Source organism: Kitasatospora sp. LaBMicrA B282, assembly GCF_050325825.1.
GTDB lineage: Bacteria > Actinomycetota > Actinomycetes > Streptomycetales > Streptomycetaceae > Kitasatospora.
The window spans coordinates 22747-45099 of record NZ_JBNQTI010000024.1 but is presented as its reverse complement, the minus strand read 5'-3'; the positions used below and the strand labels follow the sequence as shown (position 1 = coordinate 45099).

Sequence of the window (22353 nt, the reverse complement as noted above, 5' to 3'; positions counted from 1 at the left end):
CGGGTCTCCGGTCATGGGGTTTCGCCGCGGAGGCGGTCGCCGACCCAGCGGGCGAGCGCGAGGGGGCTGAGGGCGGCCACCGGCATCCCGGCGGCGACGAGTTGGCGGGCGACGGGCACCGAGTACCGCGGGGTGCCGGAGTCGTCCAGGGCCGCGCAGCCCAGCAGGTGTGCCCCGGAGGAGGCCAGCGAGCGGACCTCGCCGAGCAGGCCGCCCAGCGGGTAGCCCTCCTCGAAGTCGCTCACCACCACCACGAGGGTCCGGCTGGGCACGGTGACCAGGGAGCGGGCGTGCGCCAGCGCCGCGGCGATGTGCGTACCGCCGCCGACCCGGACCTCGAGGAGCAGCGAGAGCGGGTCGCTCACCCGGTCGGTGAGGTCGGCCACCTGGGTGGAGAAGGCCAGGAAGTGGGTGCTGAGCGTCGGCACCCCGCCCAGCACGGCGGCGGTCAGCGCGGACCAGATCACCGAGGCCTCCATCGACCCGGACACGTCGACCACCAGGATCAGCCGCCAGTCCGCCTCCCGCCTGGAACGGGTGCTGAACACCGGCTGCTCGGGCACCACCACGGTGCGACCGTCCGTCAGCCGCCGGGTGTGCGCCAGGTTGGCCCGCAGGGTGCGCGGCAGGTCGATCCGCCCGCCCGGGCGCCGGGTCGGCCGCGGGGTGGCGAGGCCGGTGAGCGCGGGGCGCAGCCGGGTGGCGAGTTCGCGGGCCAACTCGTCGACCAGACGGCGCACCAGCGGGCGCAGCCGGGTCAACTGCTGCTCGGGCATGCCCCCGGCCAGGTTCAGCACCGAGGTCAGCAGCTCCATCGAGGGGCGGACGGACGCCGGGTCGAGCTGGGTGAGCACGTCGGTGCGGCCCGCGTCGGCCGCGGCGGCCAGCACCTCCTCGCGGACCTCGGAGCCGAACAGGGCCGTCAGCTCCTCGGACCACTCGCGGGCGGTGGGGAACGAGGCCTCCTGCCCGCCACCCCGACCACCGCGGTCGAGGTCGCCGGCGCCTTCGCCGCGGCCGGCGCCGTAGAGCTCGTCGAGCGCCTGTGCGTAGCGGCGGGCGCCCGCGGGCAGCCGTTCCGGCTCGCGGCCGAGCAACAGCCGCCAGCGGTCGGCGGGGCGGAGGCGGTGCGAGGCGGTGGGCTCGGGTGCCGGGTCGGCGGCGGGCGCGGAGCCGGGGGTGGGCTCGGGGGACCCAGGGGAGCGCTCGGGGGAGCCAGAGGTGGGCTCGGGGGAGCCAGGGGTGGGTTCGCCCGCCGGCGCGGCGGGGGCGGCTGCGGCATCCGGTGCGGCCGGCGTGCCCAGGCCGAGGGCGGCGAGGGTGGTGGCGGCCGCCGCGTCGGCCGCGGTCCAGAGCGCGAGCAGCGCGGGCGACGCCGCGAGCGTCAGGTCGGGGCGCTCGCCGAGCCGTTCGGCGACGGTGTCCAGCAGCCGGCCGCGCCCGGCGGGGCTGAGCGCGTCGAAGCCGGCCCGCAGCGCGGGCAGCCGGGACAGGAACCCGTCGTCGGAGAGCGCGTCGATCCGGCCCAGCAACGGGTCGAGGGCGTCCGGCGCGTACTGCAGCAGCGGGCCGCCGGCGGTCAGCAGGCCGGTCAGCTGCCGGGCCAGCCGACGGCGGCCGTCGGGGTCCGCGGCCGCGTCGACCCAGCCGGTGGCGCGGGTGCCCAGCCGGTCGGCCGGGTCCAGGTCGAGCAGCACCCGGGCGGCCGGCGCGGCTCCCTGGATCAGCGGCGAACCGGTCCGGGCCAGGGTGTCGAGCGCGGCGTCCAGGCGCAGGCCGAGCCGGTGGTCGCCGGCCCGGGTGGCGAGGGCGACCAGCGCGCCCGCGTCCGCAGGGTCGTCGCTGCCGGCCAGGCCGGGCAGGCCGCGCACTGCGGCGTCCAGCAGGGTGCCGGCCAGGTCGGCCGCCAGCGCCTTGGCGGCGGGCCCGGTACCCGGCAGGTGGTCGAGCCGCAGCGCCTCCAGCAGGTCGAGCGCGTCGAGGAGTTCGGGCAGGGTCGCGGTGGCCGGCAGCAGTTCCGCGGCCTCGTCGAGCCGCTCGGCGACCAGGTCGGGCAGGTCGCAGCCCGCGGCCTCGCGCAGGCCGGTCAGCAGCTGGCGGCAGGTCGCCCCGCCGTCGGCGGCCTGGCGGCGCGCAGCCTCCCGCAGGGTGCCCGCGGCGGCGAGCTCGGCGGAGACCCCGCGCACCCCGGCCAGGTCCAGCCGGGCGGCGGTGGCCGGGGTCCAGGAGAGCTGCCAGCGGGTGGAGAGCGCGGTGCCGTCGCCGGTGCCGGCGACGGGGAGCGGCTTGCCGTAGCCGATGCCGCAGACCGCCAGCCGCTGCAGCAGCACCTCGCGGCGCCGGTCCAGCGGGGAGCGGAGCGGGTCCAGCCGCAGCTCGCGGGAGTCGGGGTCGTCGGGGCCGGGCAGCCGCAGGGCGGTCAGCTCGGCCTCGACGGACGGGCCGAGGCCCGAGCGCGGCGTGCCCGGCGCGAGCCGGCCGCGGTCGGTGCCCACCAGCACCGTCTCCACGGCGCGGGCCAACGCCCGGCCGCGGCCGTGCAGTTCGCCCTGGCCGAGGACGGCCGTGACCGCCTCCAGCAGTTCGCCGCGGCCGGGCGCCGGCAGGTCCCGCAGCCGGGCCAGGTCGCCGGCCAGCCGCAGGGCCTCGGCCGCCTCCCCGGTCCCGGCGGGGTGGCCGGCCGCGCGCAGCTCCCGGCACAGCTCGGTGATCGCGCGGGCGGCGGCCTGGTGCAGGCGGTCCGGGTCGCCCTGGGCGCCGAGGACGGCCTGCTGCCAGCGCGGGTCCCGGATGCCGGCGGGGTAGCCGGAGCGGGCGTCGAGCAGGTCGAAGGTGTAGGGGACCAGGGAGGTGACGGTGGGGGCGGGGGCGCCTTCCGTGCCGGGGGCGGTGTCCGTGCTGGGGGTGGCGGCTGAGGGCTCGGTCGCAGCGGCTGCGTTGTCGAGCAGCGCCGGGCCGTGGAAGGCCCCGACGACGGCGGCGACCCGGCGGCCGCCGGCGGCGGCCCGGGCGATCACCCGGCGCATGTGGGCCTCGCGTGCCAGGTCGTCGGCGGGCACGCCGCCGCGCGTGGTCGCGTCGTGGCGCAGCGCCCAGCCGACGGCCAGCGCGGCGCGCCGCACCTCCTCCGGGGTGCTGCCCGGGGCGCGGACCTCGACCGAACGGTCCCAGAGGTCGTCCCCGTCCCGGCCGGTGCCGGCCGCGCCCAGCGCGTCGGCGTACCGGGGGGTGGAGGGGGTGGGTGTGAGTGCGGGCGCGGATGTCGGTGTGGGGTGGCCGGCCGTGGCGGGGGTGGTGGTGGCGGGTGTGGTCGGGGTGTTGGCGGGTTGTGGGCCGGCCGCGGCCTCGGCGGCCGTGGGCCCGGGCGCCGACGCTGTCTCGGTGTCCGGCGCCCCCGCTGGCGGGGGCGTTCCGCCGGCTGACCAGCCGCGGTCGCCCAGGGGCAGGTCGCAGCAGAGCACCTCGACGCCGTGCTCATGGGCCCAGCGGATGGCGGCGAGTTCGGGGGAGAAGTCGGCGAACGGGTAGAACGCGAGCTGCCCGGCCGCGTCCGTGCCGGCCAGGGCGACCGGGGCGAGGGTGCCGGGGTCAGCCAGGTGCGGCAGCCAGGACCGGAAGTCGGTCGGCAGCTCGACGCAGAGCACGTCCGGGGCGGCCTGCTTCAGCAGGTCCGGCACCACCGCGGCCAGCGCCGGGCTGTGGTGCCGCACGCCGATCAGGTACGGCCGGGCGCAGTCGGCGAGCGCCTCCAACGCGGCCCGCGGATCCTGGCGGTCGGCCGGGTCCCGGATTCCGGCGGGGTCGCCCGGGGTGGTCAGGTCGGCTGGGTCATCCGTCGGTGCACCTGGGGCACTCGGATCGGTCGGGCGGGCCAGTTCGGCCAGGTCGGCCGGGGAACGGGAGTCGGTCACCGCAGGTCCTCCCGCAGGTCCCAGAGGCGGCGCCAGAGCGCGGAGCCGTCCTCGGCGCGCCGCCGCACCGGGCCGTCCCAGTAGCCGAGCAGCCGGCCGTGGTCGGCCGGGTCGTCCTTGCGGACGGCGCCCAGCAGGTGACCGGGGACCAGGTCGAGGACGTCGCCGCCCGGCAGGTAGGCCCGGGCCAGGCCGAGCGAGGCGGCCACCTGGACGGCCTCGGCGGTGGAGAGCACGGTACCGGGGCGCTCCACGTCCCAGCCCTCGGTGGAACGGCCGGTGCGCAGGTCGCGGAAGACGGTGACCAGCACGTCCAGCACCGCGTCGTCGACGCCGAAGGCGGCGCCGGCCCGCTGCACGGCGGCGGTGGCCTGGGTACGGACCAGTTCGGTCTCCGCGGCCGCGTCGGCGATCGGGTGCACGGTCTCGAAGTTGAACCGCCGCTTGAGCGCCGCGGACATCTCCGAGACGCCGCGGTCGCGCAGGTTCGCGGTGGCGATCACGGTGAAGCCGGCCACCGCGGCGATGGTGGCGTCCGGGGTGCCGGCCAGCTCCGGGACGCTCACCCGGCGGTCGGAGAGGATCGACACCAGGGCGTCCTGCACCTCCGGCAGGCAGCGGGTCACCTCCTCGATCCGGGCGACCTTGCCGCTGCGCATCGCGGTCAGCACCGGCGAGGCGACCAGGGCCTGCGGGGTGGGGCCCTGGGCGAGCAGCAGTGCGTAGTTCCAGCCGTAGCGGAAGGCGTCCTCGGTCGTGCCGGCGGTGCCCTGCACGGTGAGTTCGCTGCTCCCGCTGACCGCGGCCGACAGCAGCTCGGAGAGCATCGACTTGGCGGTGCCGGGCTCGCCGACCAGCAGCAGCCCGCGCTCACCGGCCAGGGTGACCACGCAGCGCTCCACCAGTGCCCGCTCGCCGACGAACTTCCGGGCGATCACCAGCTTGGCCGGCAGCGCGCCGTCCTTGCGGCGCTTGGGCGGCAGGGTCAGGGCATCGCCGCCGCTGCCGCACACGAAGGTCACCACCGCACTCGGGGTGAGCGCCCAGCCGGGCGGGCGGGGGCCCTCGTCGTGGGCGGCGAGGAAGGCGAGCTCGGTCGCGTACCGCTGTTCGGCGGGCAGCACCTGCCGGGCCGGCGCGCCCTCCTCGGGGGCGGTCGCGGTGCGGGCGGTCGTCGGGGTCATGGGGTCACGTCCTCTGGGGTCGAAAAGTCGAAAAGTCGATATCGAAGGGCGAAGTCGACAAGGGGAAGCGGGCAGCGCCGCCCGGGTGGGGTGCGGTCGGGCGACGGCACCCCACCCGGTCGGACCGTCAGCGACGGCGGCCGCGGCGGGCCTTGGGCGCCTTCAGCTCCTCGAAGCGCGGCAGGTCGCCGTCCAGCAGCCGCTGCCAGGCCCGCCGGTAGAGCGCCGCGGCCGGCTCCACGGGCACCTGCGCGCCGGGCAGGCCGCCACCCGGCAGACCGTCACCCCGCAGCAGCGGGAGCTTCCAGGTCTCCAGCGGCAGCCGCGGGCTGCGCTCCTCGGTCCAGCCGCCGGGCAGGAACAGGGTGCGTCCGGCCCGGCTGCGGGTGGCCTGCACCACCAGGTCGGTGGCCGCGAGTTCGGCCCGGGCGGCCTTGAGCCGGGCCGGTCGCCAGCCGGTCCAGCGGGCGGTGGTGCGGTCGGTCGGGTCGGGCATGGCCAGCAGCATCAGGTAGAGCGCGGCGGCGTCCGCACCGAGCCCGTGCCGTTCGGCGACGGCCCCGACCAGCTCGGGCACCGAGCGCGACGGGTCCTGCGGCCACCAGGTGCCGTCCGGGCCGCGCTCGCCGGCCACCGGGTCGCCGGGGTCGGCGAGCAGCGCCTCGAAGGCCGCCGAGCGGGCCGCCTTGAGCGCGGTCTCGGCCGGGAACGGCTCGGCGTCGGCCCGCAGCACCGGCAGGTACGGGTCCTCGCCGGCCGCGTCCAGCAGCGCGGTGCGCAGCGCCGGGGCGGGCTGGTCGTCGTGGGTGGCCAGCAGCACCGCGCCGTACCGCTCGTAGCCCTCGCCGGTCTCGGTCGGCGTGCCCGCGATCTTGCGGAAGCCGGACAGGCTGACGTAGCGGTTCAGGTCGAGCAGCAGCTCGGGGTTGGCCAGCCGGGCCCGGACCGCGGCCAGTGCCGCCGGCAGGGCGGCCCGCAGCGGGTGTCCGGCGGGCAGCCGGTGGGCCAGCCAGCCGGCGGTCGTGATCGCCGCGACCAGGGTGGCCGCGGTGAAGCCGGTGCGCTTGTCGTCGACCGGGGCGGCCCGGTCGGCCTTGATCCGCCAGGCCAGGTCCTCGGTGAGCACCGCGGACGAGCCGGGCGCCAGCACCGCCTCCAGCGCCTGCCGGGTCGGCCAGTCGGTGCGCAGGGTCTTGTTCGCCTCCGTCAGCAGGTCCTCCGGGACGGCGACCCGCCGGCCCACCAGCTCGTTCCAGAGCAGCGCCGCCGCCTCGACGTCCGGCCCCTCGTCCCACAGCCGGGCCGGGTCGGCGGGCACCAGCGCGGCGAAGAACCGTCGGCAGGTGGTGGTGTCGAGGCGGCGCAGCTCCTCCCGGGCCGCGGCCGCGTCCGCGACCTTCAGCCCGAGCAGCGCCCGGGTCTCGGCGGGCAGGAAGTTGCGCTGCCAGTCCTCGATCCGCGGCAGGCCGGCCAGCAGCAGCGTGGCCATGGTGGCGGTGACGCCGGTGAGGTCGGCGAACCGGGCGGCCGCGGCCGGGAACCAGGGGGCCGGTTCGCGCTCGGCCGCGCAGGCCAGCAGCGCGGCCGCCCGGTCGTCCGGCAGCGTGCGCTGCGGCGCGGTCGAGCCGAGCAGGGTGTAGGGCGCGGGCACGGTGAACCGCTCGGCCGGGTCGTGGAAGAGCGCGCTGGACACCAGGCCGCCGTCGTCCTGCGCGGTGTCGCCGACGAAGAGCAGGAACGCGCCGTCGCCCAGCGCCAGCAGCCGGTGTTCGTTGCGCTGCCGGCGGTTGCCGGTGCGGGCGGGGGTGTGGGCGGCCGGCAGCCGCAGCCGGACGGTGCGCCAGCGGGCGGTGCCCGCGGCGGTGGTCAGGCCGATCCGGGCCAGCGCCTCGAACAGGCCGCGCAGCGCGACCCGGTCCACAGGCGTGCTGGTCGCCGCGACCGCGCGCAGCGCGACCGCGTCGGCCAGCTCCGGCACCGCCGTCCAGTCCAGCCGGCGGACCGGCGCCTCGACGGCGTCCAGGTGCACGGTCCCCGGCGCCGCGGCCGCGGTGTCGGGGTGCGCGGCGCGGGCCAGGAACCAGAGCTGCTCCGCGGCGTGCCGGGTCTGCTGCCCGCTGCCCCACCAGCGCTCGACCGCGCCGAGCCCGCAGAGCGCCCAACCGAGCTCCTCGTCCCCGGGGCCGGGCACCTCCGCGGCCGGCTCCTCGGTGCCGGCCAGCACCCGCTCCAACCGCTCGACCACGGCGTCCAGTTGCTGCTGCGGTCCGGTCGCGAAGCGGATCACCCCGGCGATGCCGGCGAGCAGCGCCGGGTCGGTGACCTGCGGCAGCAGCGCCGCGACCGCGGCCGTCAGCTGCTCCGGGTGGTCGGGGTGGACCGCGGCGGCCGCCTTGAGCAGGGCGGCGGCCGTCTCCTCGGTCAGCCCGCGCAGCGCGGCCGAGCCCTGCGGGTCGCGCGGGCGCAGGTAGTGCCAGTAGCGCAGCGGCGGCAGGATCGGGGTGCCCTCGGCGAAGGTGCCGGGCGTGTTGTCGGTGCGGGCGGTGGCGGTGGTGACGCCGTCCTGGTCGACCAGCCGGATGCTGTAGCTGCCGTCCCAGACCACGGCCTGCGGCCGGGCGGCGCCGGGGAACTCCAGCAGGTGCAGCGGCTTGCCGCGGCGGGCGGGCACGGTGACGCTGCGTCCGGCCTGGTCCTCGCCGCGGTGCGAGCCGTCCGGCAGGTGGAGCAGCCGCCAGCCGAGCACCCCGCCGACCGGCTCCCCGGCGGTGGCCGGCAGCGGGTCCGGGGCCGGGCGGACCCAGCCGTCCTCCAGCACGCTGCCCGCCGGGGCGGTGCGCAGCGCGTCGGCCAGGAAGGCCGGTGCGCAGGGGCGGCCGACGGTGTCGGTGGCCGGGTCGTAGTCGTGCCACTCGGGCCGCTCGGCGCCCTCGACGAGCAGCCGCACCCAGTACCCGCGCCCGTCGCCGATCACCTCGCGCTCGGCGGGCAGCGCGGTGTCGCCCGCGTGCACGACGCCGTGGCCGCCGGTGCGGCCGCCGCTCGGCAGCGGCAGGCCGTGGCTGTTCAGCGCACCCAGCCAGTAGGTGCGCTTGCCGCGGCAGGAGGTGGCCTCCGGCATGGTGAAGACCTGGTCGGCCTTGGTGTGCCAGTAGCCGAGGTGGCGGCTGCTGTTGGCCCGTGAGCGCCACTGGACCAGCAGCGAGCCGTCCACGTAGTGGAAGCCGTGCTCGGTCGGGTCGCCGGCCGGGATCCGCAGGTCGTGGCTGAGCACGGTGCCCTCGGCGTCCAGCACCCGGGCCTGGCCGGCACCGGCCGCGATCAGGTGCGGCCAGGCGTCGGCGACCACGATCTGCTCGATGTCCTTGGGTGCGACCAGCTCGGCGGCGGCCCGATCCCAGGCGGGCCAGCCCAGTTCGTCCAGCAGACCGGCGCGCAGGGCGCGGGCCAGCAGGCCGGACAGGTCGGTGCCGGCGACCGCCCGCACCTCCTCCTCGGCCAGCGCCAGCACCTCGCCGGGCAGCCAGGACAGCCGCTGGTAGGCGTTGCTCAGCTCGGGCAGACCGGCCGCGCCGGAGGCCCGGGCGACCGCGGCCATCCAGGCGGCGAGCAGCGGCCGGCCGCCGGGCGAGTCGATCAGCACCGCGAAGGCGTGCCGGCCGGAGTCGTTGTTGCCGAGCCGGTCGGCGCCGAGCCGGAAGGCGGTGTGGAAGCGGGGATCGGCGGCCAGCGCCAGCAGGTCGCGCTGCGGGTCGGGGCGCTGGTCGGCCTGCGGGGTGGCCTGGTGCGTGGCGCGCTGGTCGGCGGACCGGCCGGGCTGCTGGTGGTGCTGCGCCCAGCCGTCCAGGTGCAGCGCGGCGTGCTCGCCCGGGTCGGCCACCGGCACCCCGAGGGCGAGCAGCTGGTCCAGCAGGTCGACGTCGCTCTCGGGGACCGGCACGGCGCTGCCGGCCGCCGTGTGCTCGCTGCGCAGCCGCTCCGCCAGGTGCTCGACCAGCGGGTAGAGCGCGGCGATCCGCGGCTGTCCGCGCCAGTGGCGGGTGCCGCGCCAGGTCAGGAAGCGGGTGAACCAGCCGGCGGTGCCGTCGGCCGGGCGCTGCGCCGCGGGCAGCGCGTCGTCGTGCAGGCCCGCGGTGGCGCCGGCCTCGGTGAGGACGGCCAGCCAGAGTGCCGGCGCCGCCTCGTCGCCGGTGGTCGGCATCAGGTCGAGCAGCCGGCCGCGCACGGCCTCCTCGCGCCGGGCCAGGTCGACGAGCGCCTCGCGGTGGCGCTGCCACCAGCCGGCGCCGGCGCGCAGCGTGGCGGGCAGGTCGAGCAGCTCGGCCAGGTAGTCGCCCTCGGCGGTCAGCGGGTCGGCGCCGGCGGCCCGGGCCAGCCGGCGCAGGTCGGTGGCCATCACCGCGGACGGCTCCAGGCCACCGGCGGTGCGGCGCACGCAGAGCCGGCGGAACCGGTCGAAGGCCTCGGCGGCCGGCACCCGGGTGCTCAGCTCCTTGGCGTACCCGGAGAGCACCTTGACGGGCAGTGCGCCGGCCAGCGCGAACTCCAGGAAGACCGCGTCCAGGCGCTGCTCGTCCACCGCCAGGCCGTGCTGGGCCTCCGCCTTGCGGGCCCGGGCGAACAACTGGGCGGCGTAGGAGGCGTTCTCGACGCCGAGGAAGACCCGGGCGGCCTGCTCGTAGAAGGTCGGCAGGAAGTGCGGCACGGCCGCGGCCAGCCGCTCGCCGAGGGCCTGGTAGGCCTCCAGGGCGTTCTTCGGCTTGGCGGTGGCCTGCCGGGCGATCCGCTCCAGCTCGGGGACCACGGCCAGTGCGTGGTGGCCGTCCGCCGGGTGGTGCGCCAGCACCCACTCGGGGAAGCCCAGCGCCTGGCGCAGGCCGAGCCCGACCGTCACCGGCTCGCCGTCCGGCTCCAGCCCGAGGAAGCCCGCGACCAGGTCCTCGGCCGCACCCAGCTCGCCCGGCACCAGGCGGACCACGACCCGCCCGTCCAGGCCCGGGTGGCGGTAGCCGCGGGTGGTCAGCGGCACGGCGCGCTCGCCGGCGCCGCGGGTGCCCGGCGGCAGGACCGCCCCGGCCCGCAGCAGTTCCGCGGCCTGCTCCTCGGTCATCATGGTGTCCCCCTGCTGTTCCTGCTCGCTGCGCGTGCTCATGCGCCCTTGCCCTCCTCGACCGTGCGGCCCGCGTACAGCGCCGCGGCCATCCGCATCCCCTCCGACCAGGCGACCGGACCGACCTCGCGCAGCGTCAGCAGCCGGCCGTCGGCGTCCCGCCAGCAGAGCGCGCCGGTCTCCGCGACGCCGTCGTAGTACGGCTCGCCGATCCACACCGCGGGTTCCAGGGTCCGCCCGGCGTCGCGCACCCGACCGGTCGCGTAGCCGCCGGAGACCCGGTAGCCGAGCGAACTCGCCCGGGCGGCCAGGCCGAACCGCGAGGCGAACCGGCCACCGGCGAACTCCCGTACCTCGGTGGCCTTCTCGGGCAGCTCGGCGGGCTTGTGCCAGGTCGCCCGGTGGATCTGGTCCACCCCCTGGACCACCCCCAGCTCGGCGGCGAACTCCCGCAGCTCGTCCAGGTCCTCGAGCAGCACCGGGTGCGGCAGGGTGACCGTGGCGGGGGAGATCCGCACCGTCTCGCCGTCCAGGTCGACCAGGCGCAGTTCGCCGTCGGGGGTCGCGTCCCGCAGGAACCCGACCTCCTCGGCCCCCTCGCCGACCACCGCCAGGTCGCGCAGCGCCGCCTGCCACGCCTCGTCCGGCCAGACCCGGGCCAGCAGCCCGGTCGGCACCGGCAGCGAGGACACCATCCAGGCGTCCACCTGCGCCCGGCAGGACGCGGCGTGGCCCTCCAGCCAGCTCGCGAACCGCCGCAGCCGCTCCGTCTCGGGGTGCTCCCGGACCGCCTTGGGCACCGACTTCAGAACCCTGCCGCCGCCGCGACCGCGCGTGGACCGCGCCGTCACCCGCCCCTCCACCAGGGCGACCTCGTACCCGTCGCCCGCCGCCAGCCAACCCATTTCCGGCCCCACCTCGTGCTAGACACGTCGTCAGAAACCCCGCGGCAGATCGGGGGTCCGGACACCCCGCTCGCGGTGATGGTGGGAAAGCTAGCGCCCGGCACGGACAACGGACGGCCCAGCCGTGGTGACCCGCTGCGACCTGGGGTCGGACCGGGCGGCGGGGCGGGGGTGCTCGCTGTACGCACCAGGCGGGGGCGGGGGCGGCGTATGGCGGAGATCACAGGCGTGGGGCGGGCGGCGCGGCTGGGCGCGTCAAGGAGCGGGCGCGCGGGCGGTGCTCCGCGTGGCGCGGGCCGGGGCCTTGACTTGGGGTGGGGATGCTGGATTACTGGACCTTGCCGCGTGCAGACCGAATGTTCGGTCGGTACCAGTCCGGATCCAGGGTGGTGGACCGCATGATGCAGACCTCCGGCAGTCGGCCGCAGCGCCTGGGCGAGCCGTTGCCCGCCGAGCTGCTCGACGCGGGGGAGCGGCTCTCCCGGGCGGAGCTGCAGGAGCTGCAACTGGCCCGGTTGCAGGCCACGCTGCGCCACGCCTACCAGCACGTGGAGCTGTACCGGCGGAAGTTCGACGCGGCCGGGGTCACCCCCGCCGACTGCCGCAGCCTGGCGGACCTGGCGAGGTTCCCCTGCACCACCAAGGCGGACCTGCGCGACACCTACCCCTTCGGCATGTTCGCCGTCCCGATGGACCGGGTCCGCCGGCTGCACGCCTCCAGCGGGACCACCGGCCGCCCGGTGGTGGTCGGCTACACCGAGCGCGACCTGGACACGTGGGCGGACGTGATGGCCCGCTCGATCCGGGCCGCCGGCGGGCGCGCCGGGCAGAAGGTGCACGTCAGCTACGGGTACGGGCTGTTCACCGGCGGCCTCGGCGCCCACTACGGCGCCGAGCGGGCCGGGTGCGTGGTGATCCCCGCCTCGGGCGGCATGACGGCCCGCCAGGTGCAGCTGATCCAGGACTTCGAGCCCGAGGTCATCATGGTCACCCCGTCCTACCTGCTCACCCTGCTGGACGAGTTCGAGCGCCAGGGCGTCGACCCGCGCGGCACCTCGCTGCGGGTGGGCATCTTCGGGGCCGAGCCGTGGACGGAGGAGATGCGCCGCGAGATCGAGGAGCGGATGGACATCCACGCCGTCGACATATACGGCCTGTCCGAGGTGATCGGCCCGGGGGTCGCCCAGGAGTGCGTGGAGACCAAGGACGGCCTGCACGTCTGGGAGGACCACTTCTACCCCGAGGTGGTCGACCCGCTCACCGACCAGGTGCTGCCCGACGGCGAGCAGGGCGAGCTGGTGCTCACCTCGCTGACCAAGGAGGCGCTGCCGGTCATCCGCTACCGCACCCGGGACCTGACCCGGCTGCTGCCCGGCACCGCCCGGCCCGTCTTCCGCCGGATCGAGAAGATCACCGGGCGCTGCGACGACATGATCATCCTGCGCGGGGTCAACCTCTTCCCCAGCCAGATCGAGGAGATCGTGCTCCGCACCCCCGGGGTGGCCCCGCACTTCCAGCTCCGGCTGACCACCCGCGGCCGGCTCGACCACCTGACCGTGCAGGTCGAGGCGCGCGCCACCGCCGGCCCCGGGCAGCGCGAGGCCGCGGCCCGGGCGATCGCCCAGGGGGTCAAGGACGGCATCGGGGTGAGCGTGGAGGTGGCGGTGGTCGAGCCGGAGACCCTGGAGCGCTCGGTCGGCAAGATCCGGCGGGTCCGGGACCTGCGCGAGCGGTAGGGGTAGCGGCGCGTGGTGGTCCGGCGCCGACGTCAGCCCGGCTGCCCGTTCGGGGCAGCCGGCGGGCCACCGTGGTCAGCCCACCGGTTCCGGGGTGATCGCGGCGTACTGGGCGCGCAGCCGGTCCAGGACCGGGTGTTCGGCCGGGAACTCCACCGCGCCGACGGCGGCGATCGGGCGCACCCCGACCGCCGCGTTGGTGGCGAACGCGGCCTGCATCGTGGGCAGTTCGTCGAGCAGTACCGGGCGGGTCAGGTGGCCGGGGGCCTCGGCGAGCAGTGCCATGGTGATGCCGGGCAGCTGTTCGGCCTGCGGCCAGAGGACCTGCCGGCCGTCGAAGAAGCCCACGTTCCAGGTGGCCCCCTCGGCGACCTCGCGGCCGTCGGGGGTGAACAGCACGTCGTCGTAGCCGGCGAGTTGGGCCGCCCGGCGCAGGTACAGGCCGTCGAACAGGCCGGTGTGCTTCACCCGGGGGACCTGGCGCAGGTGGCGCACCGGCTGCACCCGGAACGGGCCCTGCGGGACCGGCGGGGCCGGGCGGGTGGTGACCAGCAGCTGCGGCCGGGCCTCCCCGGCCGGATGGGCCAGGCTCAAGTCCGGGTCGAAGACGGTCACCCGGACCACCACGGTCCCGCTGGAGCCGGCCGCGGCCCGCCGCAGCTCCCGGCGGACCAGGTCCAGGTCCAGTGCGGCGCCGAAGACCGTGCGGCAGTCGCGCTCCAGCCGGGCGAGGTGCCGGGTCAGTCCACGAACCGAGCCGTTCTCTACCCGCATGGTGGTGAAATGGCCGTAGCCGGTCAGGGCGAGCGCCGTGACCTCGTCCAGGCCCGGCTGTGCTCCGTCAAGGTCTTCCATGCCGCTCAGTGTTCCACCCGCGGCGGTCGTGGCGGTCGTGGGGATCCTCACGACCGGCGCGGTGGAGGCGTGGGCGCAGCGCACGGGGTAGCTGACACGATCGCGGTGCCCGGCCGGAGGAGCGACTCCGGCGCGGGCGTCCGGTCCGAACGGGGGATGCAGACAGGTGATGGACCAGTTCGAGCGCGCCGCCGCGGCGGCGGGGTTCGTCCTCGACGACTCGCAGCGCGCGGCAGCGGCCCGGCTCATCCGGCTGAGCGAGGAGCTCACGGCGCGGCGGCGCCTGTTCGGCGGCAAGCCGGCCCGCGGGCTCTACGTCTGGGGGCCGGTGGGGCGGGGCAAGAGCTGGCTGACCGGGGTCTTCTTCGAGGCGCTGGCGGTGAAGCAGAAGCGCCGGGTGCACTTCCACGAGTTCTTCCGGGAGTTCCACGCGGTCTACGCCAAGTACCGCAAGGACCGCAACGCCTGCGACCGCGCGGTGGCCGAACTGCTCAGCGACTGCCGGGTGCTGTTCTTCGACGAGTTCCACGTGCACGACCCGGGCGACGCCATGATGATGGGCCGGGTCATCACCTCGCTCGTCGACCAGAAGGTCACCCTGGTCACCACCTCGAACTACCCGCCGGCCGGCCTGCTGCCGAACCCGCTCTACCACCACATGTTCGAGCCGACCATCAAGCTGCTGCAGGCCTCGCTCGACGTGCTGGAGGTGGCCGGCCCGCAGGACTACCGGGCGCAGGGCACCGCCGCACCGCGCTCGGAGTTCGAGCGCGGGCGCTACCTGAGCCCGGGCACCGAGCAGCAACTGCGCGACGCCGGGCTGGAGCCGCCGACCGACGGCGAGCGGCAGAAGGTCGACCTCGGCGGCCGCTACGTCGGCGCCCGGGCGATCCGCGACCGGCTGGTCTGGTTCGACTTCGCCGACCTGTGCGAGGAACGCACCTCCACCATCGACTACCTGGGCCTGGCCGACCGCTTCGACACCTGGGTGCTGGCCGGCCTGCCCCGGCTGACCGCCGGCCACCGCGACGCCGCGCAGCGCTTCGCCAACCTGGTCGACGTGCTCTGCGACCGCGACGCGCGGCTCTACCTGGCCGGCGACGCCCCGCTCGCCGAGTGCCTGCAGGGCGAGGCCCTGCCGATCGACGTCAACCGGACGGCCAGCCGCCTGCGGCTGCTGCCCGGCTCCGCCGGCTGACCCGGCGCCGCCGACCCCCCTCGGCACGGCGACCGGACCGCGACCGGCCGGCCGCCGGTTCGCCGTGCCCACTTCCGTTCCCGTAGAAGGAGCAACCCGCGATGGCGGCTGAAGAGAAGCTGCGCGACTACCTCAAGCGTGCGACGGCCGAACTGCGCAGCGTCCGGCAGCAGGTGCAGGAGGCCGAGGACGCCGCCCACGAGCCGATCGCGATCATCGGGATGAGCTGCCGCTATCCCGGTGGGGTCGCCTCGCCCGAGCAGCTGTGGCAGCTGGTCGCCGACGGCACCGACGCGATCTCCCCGTTCCCGCAGGACCGCGGCTGGGACACCGAGGGCCTCTACCACCCCGACCCGGACCACCCCGGCACCGCCTACGTCCGCGAGGGCGGCTTCCTGCGCGGGGTCACCCACTTCGACGCCGAGTTCTTCGGGATCAACCGGCGCGAGGCCTTCGCGATGGACCCGCAGCAGCGACTGCTGATGGAGACCGCCTGGGAGGCGGTCGAGCGCGCCGGCATCGACGCGACCACGCTGCGCGGCAGCCGCACCGGCGTCTTCGCCTCGGTGATGTACCACGACTACGCGGGCCTGCTGGAGGGTCAGGAGGAGCTCGCCGGCTACGTCATCAACGGCAGCGCCGGCAGCATCGCCTCCGGCCGGATCGCCTACACCTTCGGCTTCGAGGGCCCGGCGCTGACCGTGGACACCGCCTGCTCCTCCTCGCTGGTCACCCTGCACCTGGCCGCCGAGGCGCTGCGCCGCGGCGAGTGCACCCTGGCGCTGGCCGGCGGCGCCACCGTGATGTCCACCCCGGCCTCCTTCGTCGAGTTCAGCCGGCAGCGCTCGCTGGCCCCCGACGGCCGCTGCAAGGCCTTCGCCGCCGCCGCCGACGGCACCGGCTGGGGCGAGGGCGTGGGCATGCTGCTGCTGGAGCGGCTCTCCGACGCGCAGGCCCACGGGCACCCGGTGCTGGCGGTGCTGCGCGGCTCGGCGGTCAACCAGGACGGTGCCTCCAACGGCCTGACAGCGCCCAACGGCCCCTCCCAGCAGCGGGTGATCCGGGCCGCGCTGGCCAACGCCCGGCTGCGCTCCGACGAGATCGACGCGGTCGAGGCGCACGGCACCGGCACCTCGCTGGGCGACCCGATCGAGGCGCAGTCGCTGCTCGCCACCTACGGGCAGGAGCGGGCCGCCGACCAGTACCTCTGGCTCGGCTCGCTGAAGTCCAACATCGGCCACAGCCAGGCCGCCGCCGGCGTCGGCGGGGTGATCAAGATGGTGCTGGCGATGCGGCACGGCATCCTGCCCAAATCGCTGCACTGCGCCGAGCCGACCCCGCACGTCGATTGGTCCACCGGCGCGGTCCGGCTGCTCGACGAGGCCAGACCGTGGCCCGAGACCGGCCGGCCGCGCCGCGCCGCGGTCTCCTCCTTCGGGATCAGCGGCACCAACGCGCACGCGATCCTGGAGCAGGCCCCCGCCGCCGCACCGGTGGCCGCGCCCCTGGACGCACCGGCACCCGCGGCGGTGTCGCCGGTGTCTGTGTCGGTGCCGCCGGTGCCCGCGTCGGTGCCGCCCGGGCTCGAACTGCCCCTCGTACCGCTGCTGCTCTCCGGCCGCTCGCCCGCCGCCCTGCGGGCCCGGGCCGCCCAGCTGCGCGAGCGCCTGGCCGACGACCCCGGGCTGGACCCGCGCGACCTGGCCGCCGAACTGCCGCGCGCCCGGGCCGCCTTCGAGCACCGGGCCGTGCTGCTCGGCGCCGACCGCCCGGCGCTGCTCGCCGAGCTGGACGCGCTGGCCGCGGACCGGCCGAGCGAGGCCGTGGTCACCGGAAGCGTGCTCGCCGCCGAGCCGCGGCCGGTCTTCGTCTTCCCCGGGCAAGGCTCGCAGTGGACCGGCATGGCGCTCGAACTCCTGGACGGCTCACCGGTGTTCGCCGCCCGGGTGGCGGCCTGCGAGCAGGCGCTCGCGCCCTACCTCGACTTCTCGGTCACCGAGGTGCTGCGCGGTGCGCCGGGCACCCCCGCGCTGGACCGGGTGGACGTGCTCCAGCCCGCGCTGTTCGCCGTCATGTTGGGCCTGGCCGACCTCTGGCAGGCCTGCGGGGTGCGGCCCGCCGCGGTGGTCGGGCACAGCCAGGGCGAGATCGCCGCGGCCGTGGTGGCCGGCGCGCTGACGCTCGCCGACGGGGCCCGGATCGTGGCGCTGCGCAGCCGGGCGCAGCTCGAACTCTCCGGCACCAGCGGCATGCTCTCGGTCGCGCTGCCGGCCGCCGAGGTCGAGCAGCGGGTGGCACCGTGGGCCGAGGTCCTGGCGGTCTCCGCGGTCAACGGCCCCCGCTCGGCCGTGGTGGCGGGCGACGCCGAGGCGCTGGCGGAACTGCACCGGGCGCTGCAGGACGACGGGATCTGGTGCCGGCGGATCCCCGGCGTGGACACCCCCGGGCACACCCCGCGGATGGCCGAGGTGCGCGAGCGGATGCTGGCCGCCTTCGCCGACCTCGCGCCGACGGCCGCGCCCGTGCCGTTCTACTCCACCGTCACCGGCGAACTGCTGGCCGGCGACCGGCTGGACGGCGAGTACTGGTACCGGAACATGCGCGAGACCGTGCGGTTCGAACCGGCCACCCGGGCGCTGGTAGCCGCCGGGTTCGTGCACTTCCTGGAGATCAGCCCGCACCCGGTGCTCCAGGTCGGCCTGCGCGAGACCTGCGAGGCGGCGGGCGGCCAGGTCTTCCTCGGTGAGTCGCTGCGCCGCTCGGCCGGCGGCCCGCGGCAGCTGCTCGGCTCGCTCGCCCAGGCCTGGGTGCACGGCCTGGCGCCGGCCTGGACCGAGCTGCTCGGCGACCGCCCGGCGCAGCCGGTGGAGCTGCCCTGCTACCCCTTCCAGCGGGTCCACCTGTGGCCGCGGCCCCGCACCGGCCGGGGTGACGCCGGCTCGCTCGGCCTGCGCAGCGCGGACCACCCGCTGCTCGGCGCGGCCGTGCCCCTGCCCGGGACGGACGGCTTCCTGTTCACCGGACGGCTCTCCCGGGCCGGCCACGGCTGGCTCGCCGACCACGCGCTCGCCGGTCAGGCTCTGCTCCCCGGCACCGCCTTCCTCGACCTCGCCCTGCACGCCGGCCGGGCGCTGGACTGCCCGCAGGTCGCCGAACTGCTGCTGGAGGCCCCCCTGCTGCTGCCCGCACAGGGCGCGGTGCAGCTCCAGCTGACCGTCGGGGCCCCGGACGCCGCCGGGCGCCGCCACCTCCAGGTGCACGCCCGCGGGGACCAGCCGGCGACCCCCGCCGATGACGCCGAGTGGACCCGGCACGCCACCGGCGTGCTCGCCCCGGCCGTCCCGACCGCGGTGCCGCCGCTGGGGAGTTGGCCGCCGGACGGGGCGAGCGCGCTCGACCTCGCCGACCACTACCCGCGGTTCGCCGCCGCCGGCTTCGAGTACGGGCCGGCCTTCCAGGGCCTGCGGGCCGCCTGGCGGCGCGGCGACGAGGTCTTCGCCGAGCTCGAACTGCCGGAAGCCCTGCACGGCGACGCCGCCGACTTCGGCATCCATCCGGCGCTGCTGGACGCCGCCCTGCAGGCCATCCCGCTCGGCGCCCTCGGCACCCCGGACGGCGGCATCGACCACGGCCGGCTGCCGTTCGCCTGGCACGGCGTCACCCTGCACCGCACCGGCAGCACCGCCCTGCGGGTCAGCCTCGCCCCGGCCGGACCCGAGACGGTCCGCCTCCAGGTCGCCGACCGGCTGGGCCTGCCGGTGGCGGCGGTCGCCTCGCTGGTGCTGCGCCCGGTGCGGGCGGACCGGTTGGCGGCCGGCGCCCGGTCGGCCGACTCGCTCTTCCGCCTGGACTGGGAGCGGGCGGCCGGCACCGGTGCGGGCCGGACCGCCGCGGCGGCTCCCACCACCTGGGGCGCGCTCGGCGCCGGCACCCCGGCGCCGGACGGCGCCCGGCGCTGGGACGGGTTCGAGCAGCTGGCGGCGGACCTGGCCGCGGGTGCGGCGGCGCCACAGCTGGTGCTGGCGGCCGTCGAACCGGGCACGGTCCGCGAGGCCACCGCCGCCGTCCGGGACCTGCTCCAGGCCTGGCTCGCCGCACCGCAGTCGGCGCCGAGTCGGCTGGTGCTGCTCACCCGGGGTGCCGTCGCGCTTCCCGGCGACCCGGCGCCGGAGCTCGACCAGGCCGCCGTCTGGGGCCTGGTCCGTTCCGCCCAGTCGGAGAACCCGGGCCGCTTCGTGCTGCTCGACACCGACGGCACCCCGGCCTCGACGGCGGCGCTCGGCACCGCGCCGGCGGCCGCACCGGTGGCCGAACTGCTGGCCGAACTGGTGGCCGACGAAGCGCAGCTGGCGCTGCGTGCGGGGAAGCTGTCGGTGCCCCGGCTGGCCCGGGCGGCGGCGCGAGCGGAGGCGGCGGCCCCGGCCCCGGCCTTCGATGCGGCCGGCACCGTGCTGGTGACCGGCGGCACCGGCACGCTCGGCCGGGCGGTGGCCCGGCGGCTGGTCACCGAGCACGGGGTGCGCCGGCTGCTGCTGGTCAGCCGCCGCGGCGGGGCGGCCGACCTGGTCGCGGAGCTGGCCGCGCTGGGCGCCACCGCGACGGTCGCCGCCTGCGACGTGGCCGACCGGGCCGCGCTGGCCGCCCTGCTCGCCGCGGTGCCGGCCGAGCACCCGCTCACCGCGGTGGTGCACACCGCCGCGGTGCTCGACGACGGGATCGTGCAGTCGCTCACCCCGGCACGGTTCGACACCGTGCTGCGGCCGAAGGCCGACGCGGCCCTGCACCTGGACGAGTTGACCCGCGACCTGCCGCTCACCGCCTTCGTGCTCTTCTCCTCCGCCGCCGCCCTGTTCGGCGCACCGGGCCAGGGCAACTACGCGGCGGCGAACGCGGTGCTGGACGCGCTGGCGCAGCGCCGCCGGGCCGCGGGCCGGCCGGCCGTCTCGCTCGCCTGGGGCCTGTGGGCCGAGGCCAGCGGCATGACCGGCCACCTGGACCCGGCGAGCCTGGCCCGGATCGAACGCGACGGGCTGCGGGCGCTCACCACCGAGGAGGGGCTGGCGCTCTTCGACACCGCGCTGGGCCGGGACGAGGCGGTGCTGGTGCCGTTCCGGGTCGACCTGGCGGCGCTGCGCGCCCAGGCGCCCGGCGGCGCGGTGCCGCCGCTCTTCCGCGGCCTGCTGCCGGCGGTCGCGCCGCGGACGGCTGGGTCGGCGGGGCCGGCCGGGGCGGCCGGGCCGGCGGAGGTGCCGCTGGTGCAGCAGCTCGGTGCGTTGCCGGAGGGCGAACGGCGGCGGTTCCTGGCGGACCTGGTGCGCAGTCAGGCGGCAGGGGTGCTCGGGCTGGCCGGCGGGTCGGCGGTGGCGGAGGGCCGCGGCTTCTTCGACCTGGGCCTCGACTCGCTCACCGCGGTGCAGCTGCGCAACCGGCTCGGTGCCGCGGTCGGGCTCACCCTGCCCACCACGCTGGTCTTCGACCACCCGACGCCGGCGGCGCTGACCGAGTACCTGATGGCGCAGCTGGTGGTCGAGGAGGCGGCGCCGGCGGTGCTCGGTGAGCTGGACGCCTTCGAGGCCACGCTGCGCGCCTTCACGGCGGGCGGGGCGGGCGGGGCCGCCGGGGACGGGGGCGCGGGCGGGGATGCGGACGCCGAGGTCCGTGCGACGCTGGCGGAGCGGTTGCGCGCGCTCGCCGAGCTCTGCGCGGGCCCGGCGGCGGGCAGCGGCGCGGTGGGCGGTGGCGCGGTCGGGAGTGGCGCGGTCGGCGCTGCGGAGGACCTCGGCTCGGCCTCGGCGGACGACATCTTCGCCTTCATCCAGCAGGAGTTCGGCAAGGCCTGAGCAGGAGGAACGCCGTCGGCCCCCGGCAGTGACCGGGGGCCGACGGGTTCGGGGCGGGTTGTTCGGATCGCGTGGATCAGCGGGCGTGGTCGAGGTGCGCACCCCGGCGGCGACCGTCCGGCGCGATCCCACGGACCCGCCCCCGTGGGTCAGCCCTTGTGCAGGCGGACCGGCAGGCGTTCCAGGCCCTGCATCATGAAGCTCCGGCGCCACCGCAGGTCGGCGTCCGGCACCGCGAGTTCCAGGTCCGGGAAGCGGCCGAGCAGGTGGCGCAGCGCCACCTCCATCTCCAGGCGGGCCAGCGGGGCGCCCACGCAGTAGTGGATGCCGTGGCCGAAGCCGAGGTGCCCGGCGGTGGAGCGGGTCACGTCGAGCGCGTGCGGGCAGCCGAACTGCGCGCCGTCCCGGTTCGCCGCGCCCAGCAGCACCGAGACGTACTCGCCGGTGCCGACCTGCACCCCGCCCAGCTCGAACGGTTCGGTGGCGAACCGCAGGGTGGCGCGGTTGCCAGGGCCCTCGTAGCGCAGGAACTCCTCGTTGGCGGCGGCGATCAGGCCCGGGTCCCGGCGCAGCGCCGCCAGCTGCTCGGGGTGGTTGAAGAGCGCGCGCAGTGCGTGGCCGATCATGTTGACCGTGGTCTCGTAGCCGGCCACCACCATCAGGAAGAGGGTGGAGACCAGTTCGACGTCGGAGAGCCGCTCCTCCTCGTCCCGGGCCTGGATCAGCGCGCTGACCAGGTCGTCGGCCGGCTCCGCGCGCTTGCGCCCGATCAGCTCCCCGAGGTGCCGGCCGAACTCGGCCATGTTGGCGCCGGCGTTCTCGTTGTCGTCGGACATGATCGCGGCGGTCAGCGAGACAAGCACCGGGAAGTGCTCCGGGCCGATGCCGAGCAGGTGGCCCAGCACCCGGACCGGGAACTGGGCGGTGTACTCCTCGACCAGGTCGACCACCCCGCCCTCGGCGGCGGCCCGCTGCTCGGCGGCGTCCAGCAGCTCGGTGCTGATCGCCTCGATGACCGGCTCCAGCTTCTTCACGCTGCGCGCGGTGAGCGCTTTGTTCACCAGCTTGCGCAGCCGGGTGTGGTCCGGCGGGTCCATGTTGAGCATGTGCCGGCCGACCGAGCCGTGCTCCAGCCGCGGGGTGCCGCCCGTCGACATCTCCCGGTCGAAGTAGCCGAGCTGCACGGAGGCGTCGATGTCCTTGGAGAGCGACGGGTGGGAGAGCGCGCTCCGGGACTCCTCGTAGCCGACCACGGCCCAGACCCGGAGCCCGCTGGGCAGCAGCATCCGGTGCACCGGCCCCTGCTCCTGCAGCGCCCGGTAGGCCGGATAGGGATTGGTCAAGAACTCCTCGTCCATCATGGGCAGGGACACGCGGAACTCCTCGGTCGGCAGCGGAGGCTGAAGATCTTCCGAGTCTCCGTCATAATGCCCCGGCCCGGCAAGCGGTGGGCCCGTCCGCCGGTTCGGACACCATTGATCTTCGAGTTTCCGGGCCTATCGTGATCACCGTTGACAGATCGTCGGCTGCACGCGCCGCCGGCCCGGGGGATCTGCTCACGAGGCCATTCCTCGGGTCGCGTCCCCGGAGTCACCGGGTGTATCGGCGTTGTTA

9 protein-coding genes are annotated in these 22353 nt (G+C 76.6%); 3 read left to right on the top strand and 6 right to left on the bottom strand.

Going from position 1 to position 22353, the window contains the following annotated elements; genetic code table 11:
- Positions 1–11 precede the first annotated feature (11 nt).
- The 4 genes from ACQRUO_RS09765 to ACQRUO_RS09750 form a co-directional block, all read right to left on the bottom strand.
- A complete protein-coding gene (locus ACQRUO_RS09765) occupies positions 12–3752 on the bottom strand; it encodes a vWA domain-containing protein (RefSeq protein WP_428315393.1) in 3741 nt (1246 codons plus the stop codon).
- Positions 3753–3907: 155 nt separating this feature from the next.
- Positions 3908–5095, bottom strand: coding sequence for an ATP-binding protein (locus tag ACQRUO_RS09760; RefSeq protein ID WP_428315371.1), 1188 nt, complete (start codon positions 5093–5095; stop codon positions 3908–3910).
- A gap of 127 nt (positions 5096–5222) precedes the next feature.
- Positions 5223–10247, bottom strand: a complete 5025-nt coding sequence (locus ACQRUO_RS09755) for a DNA-binding protein (protein ID WP_428315370.1) — start codon at positions 10245–10247, stop codon at positions 5223–5225.
- Positions 10244–11110 carry a DUF4132 domain-containing protein gene (locus ACQRUO_RS09750; RefSeq protein ID WP_428315369.1) on the bottom strand — a complete coding sequence of 289 codons (867 nt, stop codon included), beginning with the start codon at positions 11108–11110 and terminating at the stop codon, positions 10244–10246. Before ACQRUO_RS09750 ends, ACQRUO_RS09755 begins: the two co-directional genes overlap by 4 nt.
- Before the next feature lie 398 nt (positions 11111–11508).
- Between ACQRUO_RS09750 and paaK the strand changes: the two genes are divergently transcribed.
- Positions 11509–12846 carry a phenylacetate--CoA ligase PaaK gene (gene paaK / locus ACQRUO_RS09745; RefSeq protein ID WP_428315368.1) on the top strand — a complete coding sequence of 446 codons (1338 nt, stop codon included), beginning with the start codon at positions 11509–11511 and terminating at the stop codon, positions 12844–12846.
- A gap of 75 nt (positions 12847–12921) precedes the next feature.
- Here paaK and ACQRUO_RS09740 read toward each other — a convergent pair whose 3' ends face one another.
- Positions 12922–13701, bottom strand: a complete 780-nt coding sequence (locus ACQRUO_RS09740) for an aminotransferase class IV (RefSeq protein ID WP_428315367.1) — start codon at positions 13699–13701, stop codon at positions 12922–12924.
- Between the two features lie 169 nt (positions 13702–13870).
- Between ACQRUO_RS09740 and zapE the strand changes: the two genes are divergently transcribed.
- Together zapE and ACQRUO_RS09730 are read left to right on the top strand one after the other, a co-directional pair.
- Positions 13871–14899 carry a cell division protein ZapE gene (gene zapE, locus ACQRUO_RS09735; RefSeq protein WP_428315366.1) on the top strand — a complete coding sequence of 343 codons (1029 nt, stop codon included), beginning with the start codon at positions 13871–13873 and terminating at the stop codon, positions 14897–14899.
- A 119-nt stretch (positions 14900–15018) separates the two neighbouring features.
- Positions 15019–20739: a type I polyketide synthase gene (locus ACQRUO_RS09730; protein ID WP_428315392.1), complete on the top strand. Its 5721-nt coding sequence runs from the start codon at positions 15019–15021 to the stop codon at positions 20737–20739.
- A 149-nt stretch (positions 20740–20888) separates the two neighbouring features.
- On the opposite strand, the gene ACQRUO_RS09725 is transcribed toward ACQRUO_RS09730, so the two are convergent.
- Positions 20889–22112, bottom strand: coding sequence for a cytochrome P450 family protein (locus tag ACQRUO_RS09725; RefSeq protein ID WP_428315365.1), 1224 nt, complete (start codon positions 22110–22112; stop codon positions 20889–20891).
- Positions 22113–22353 lie beyond the last annotated feature (241 nt).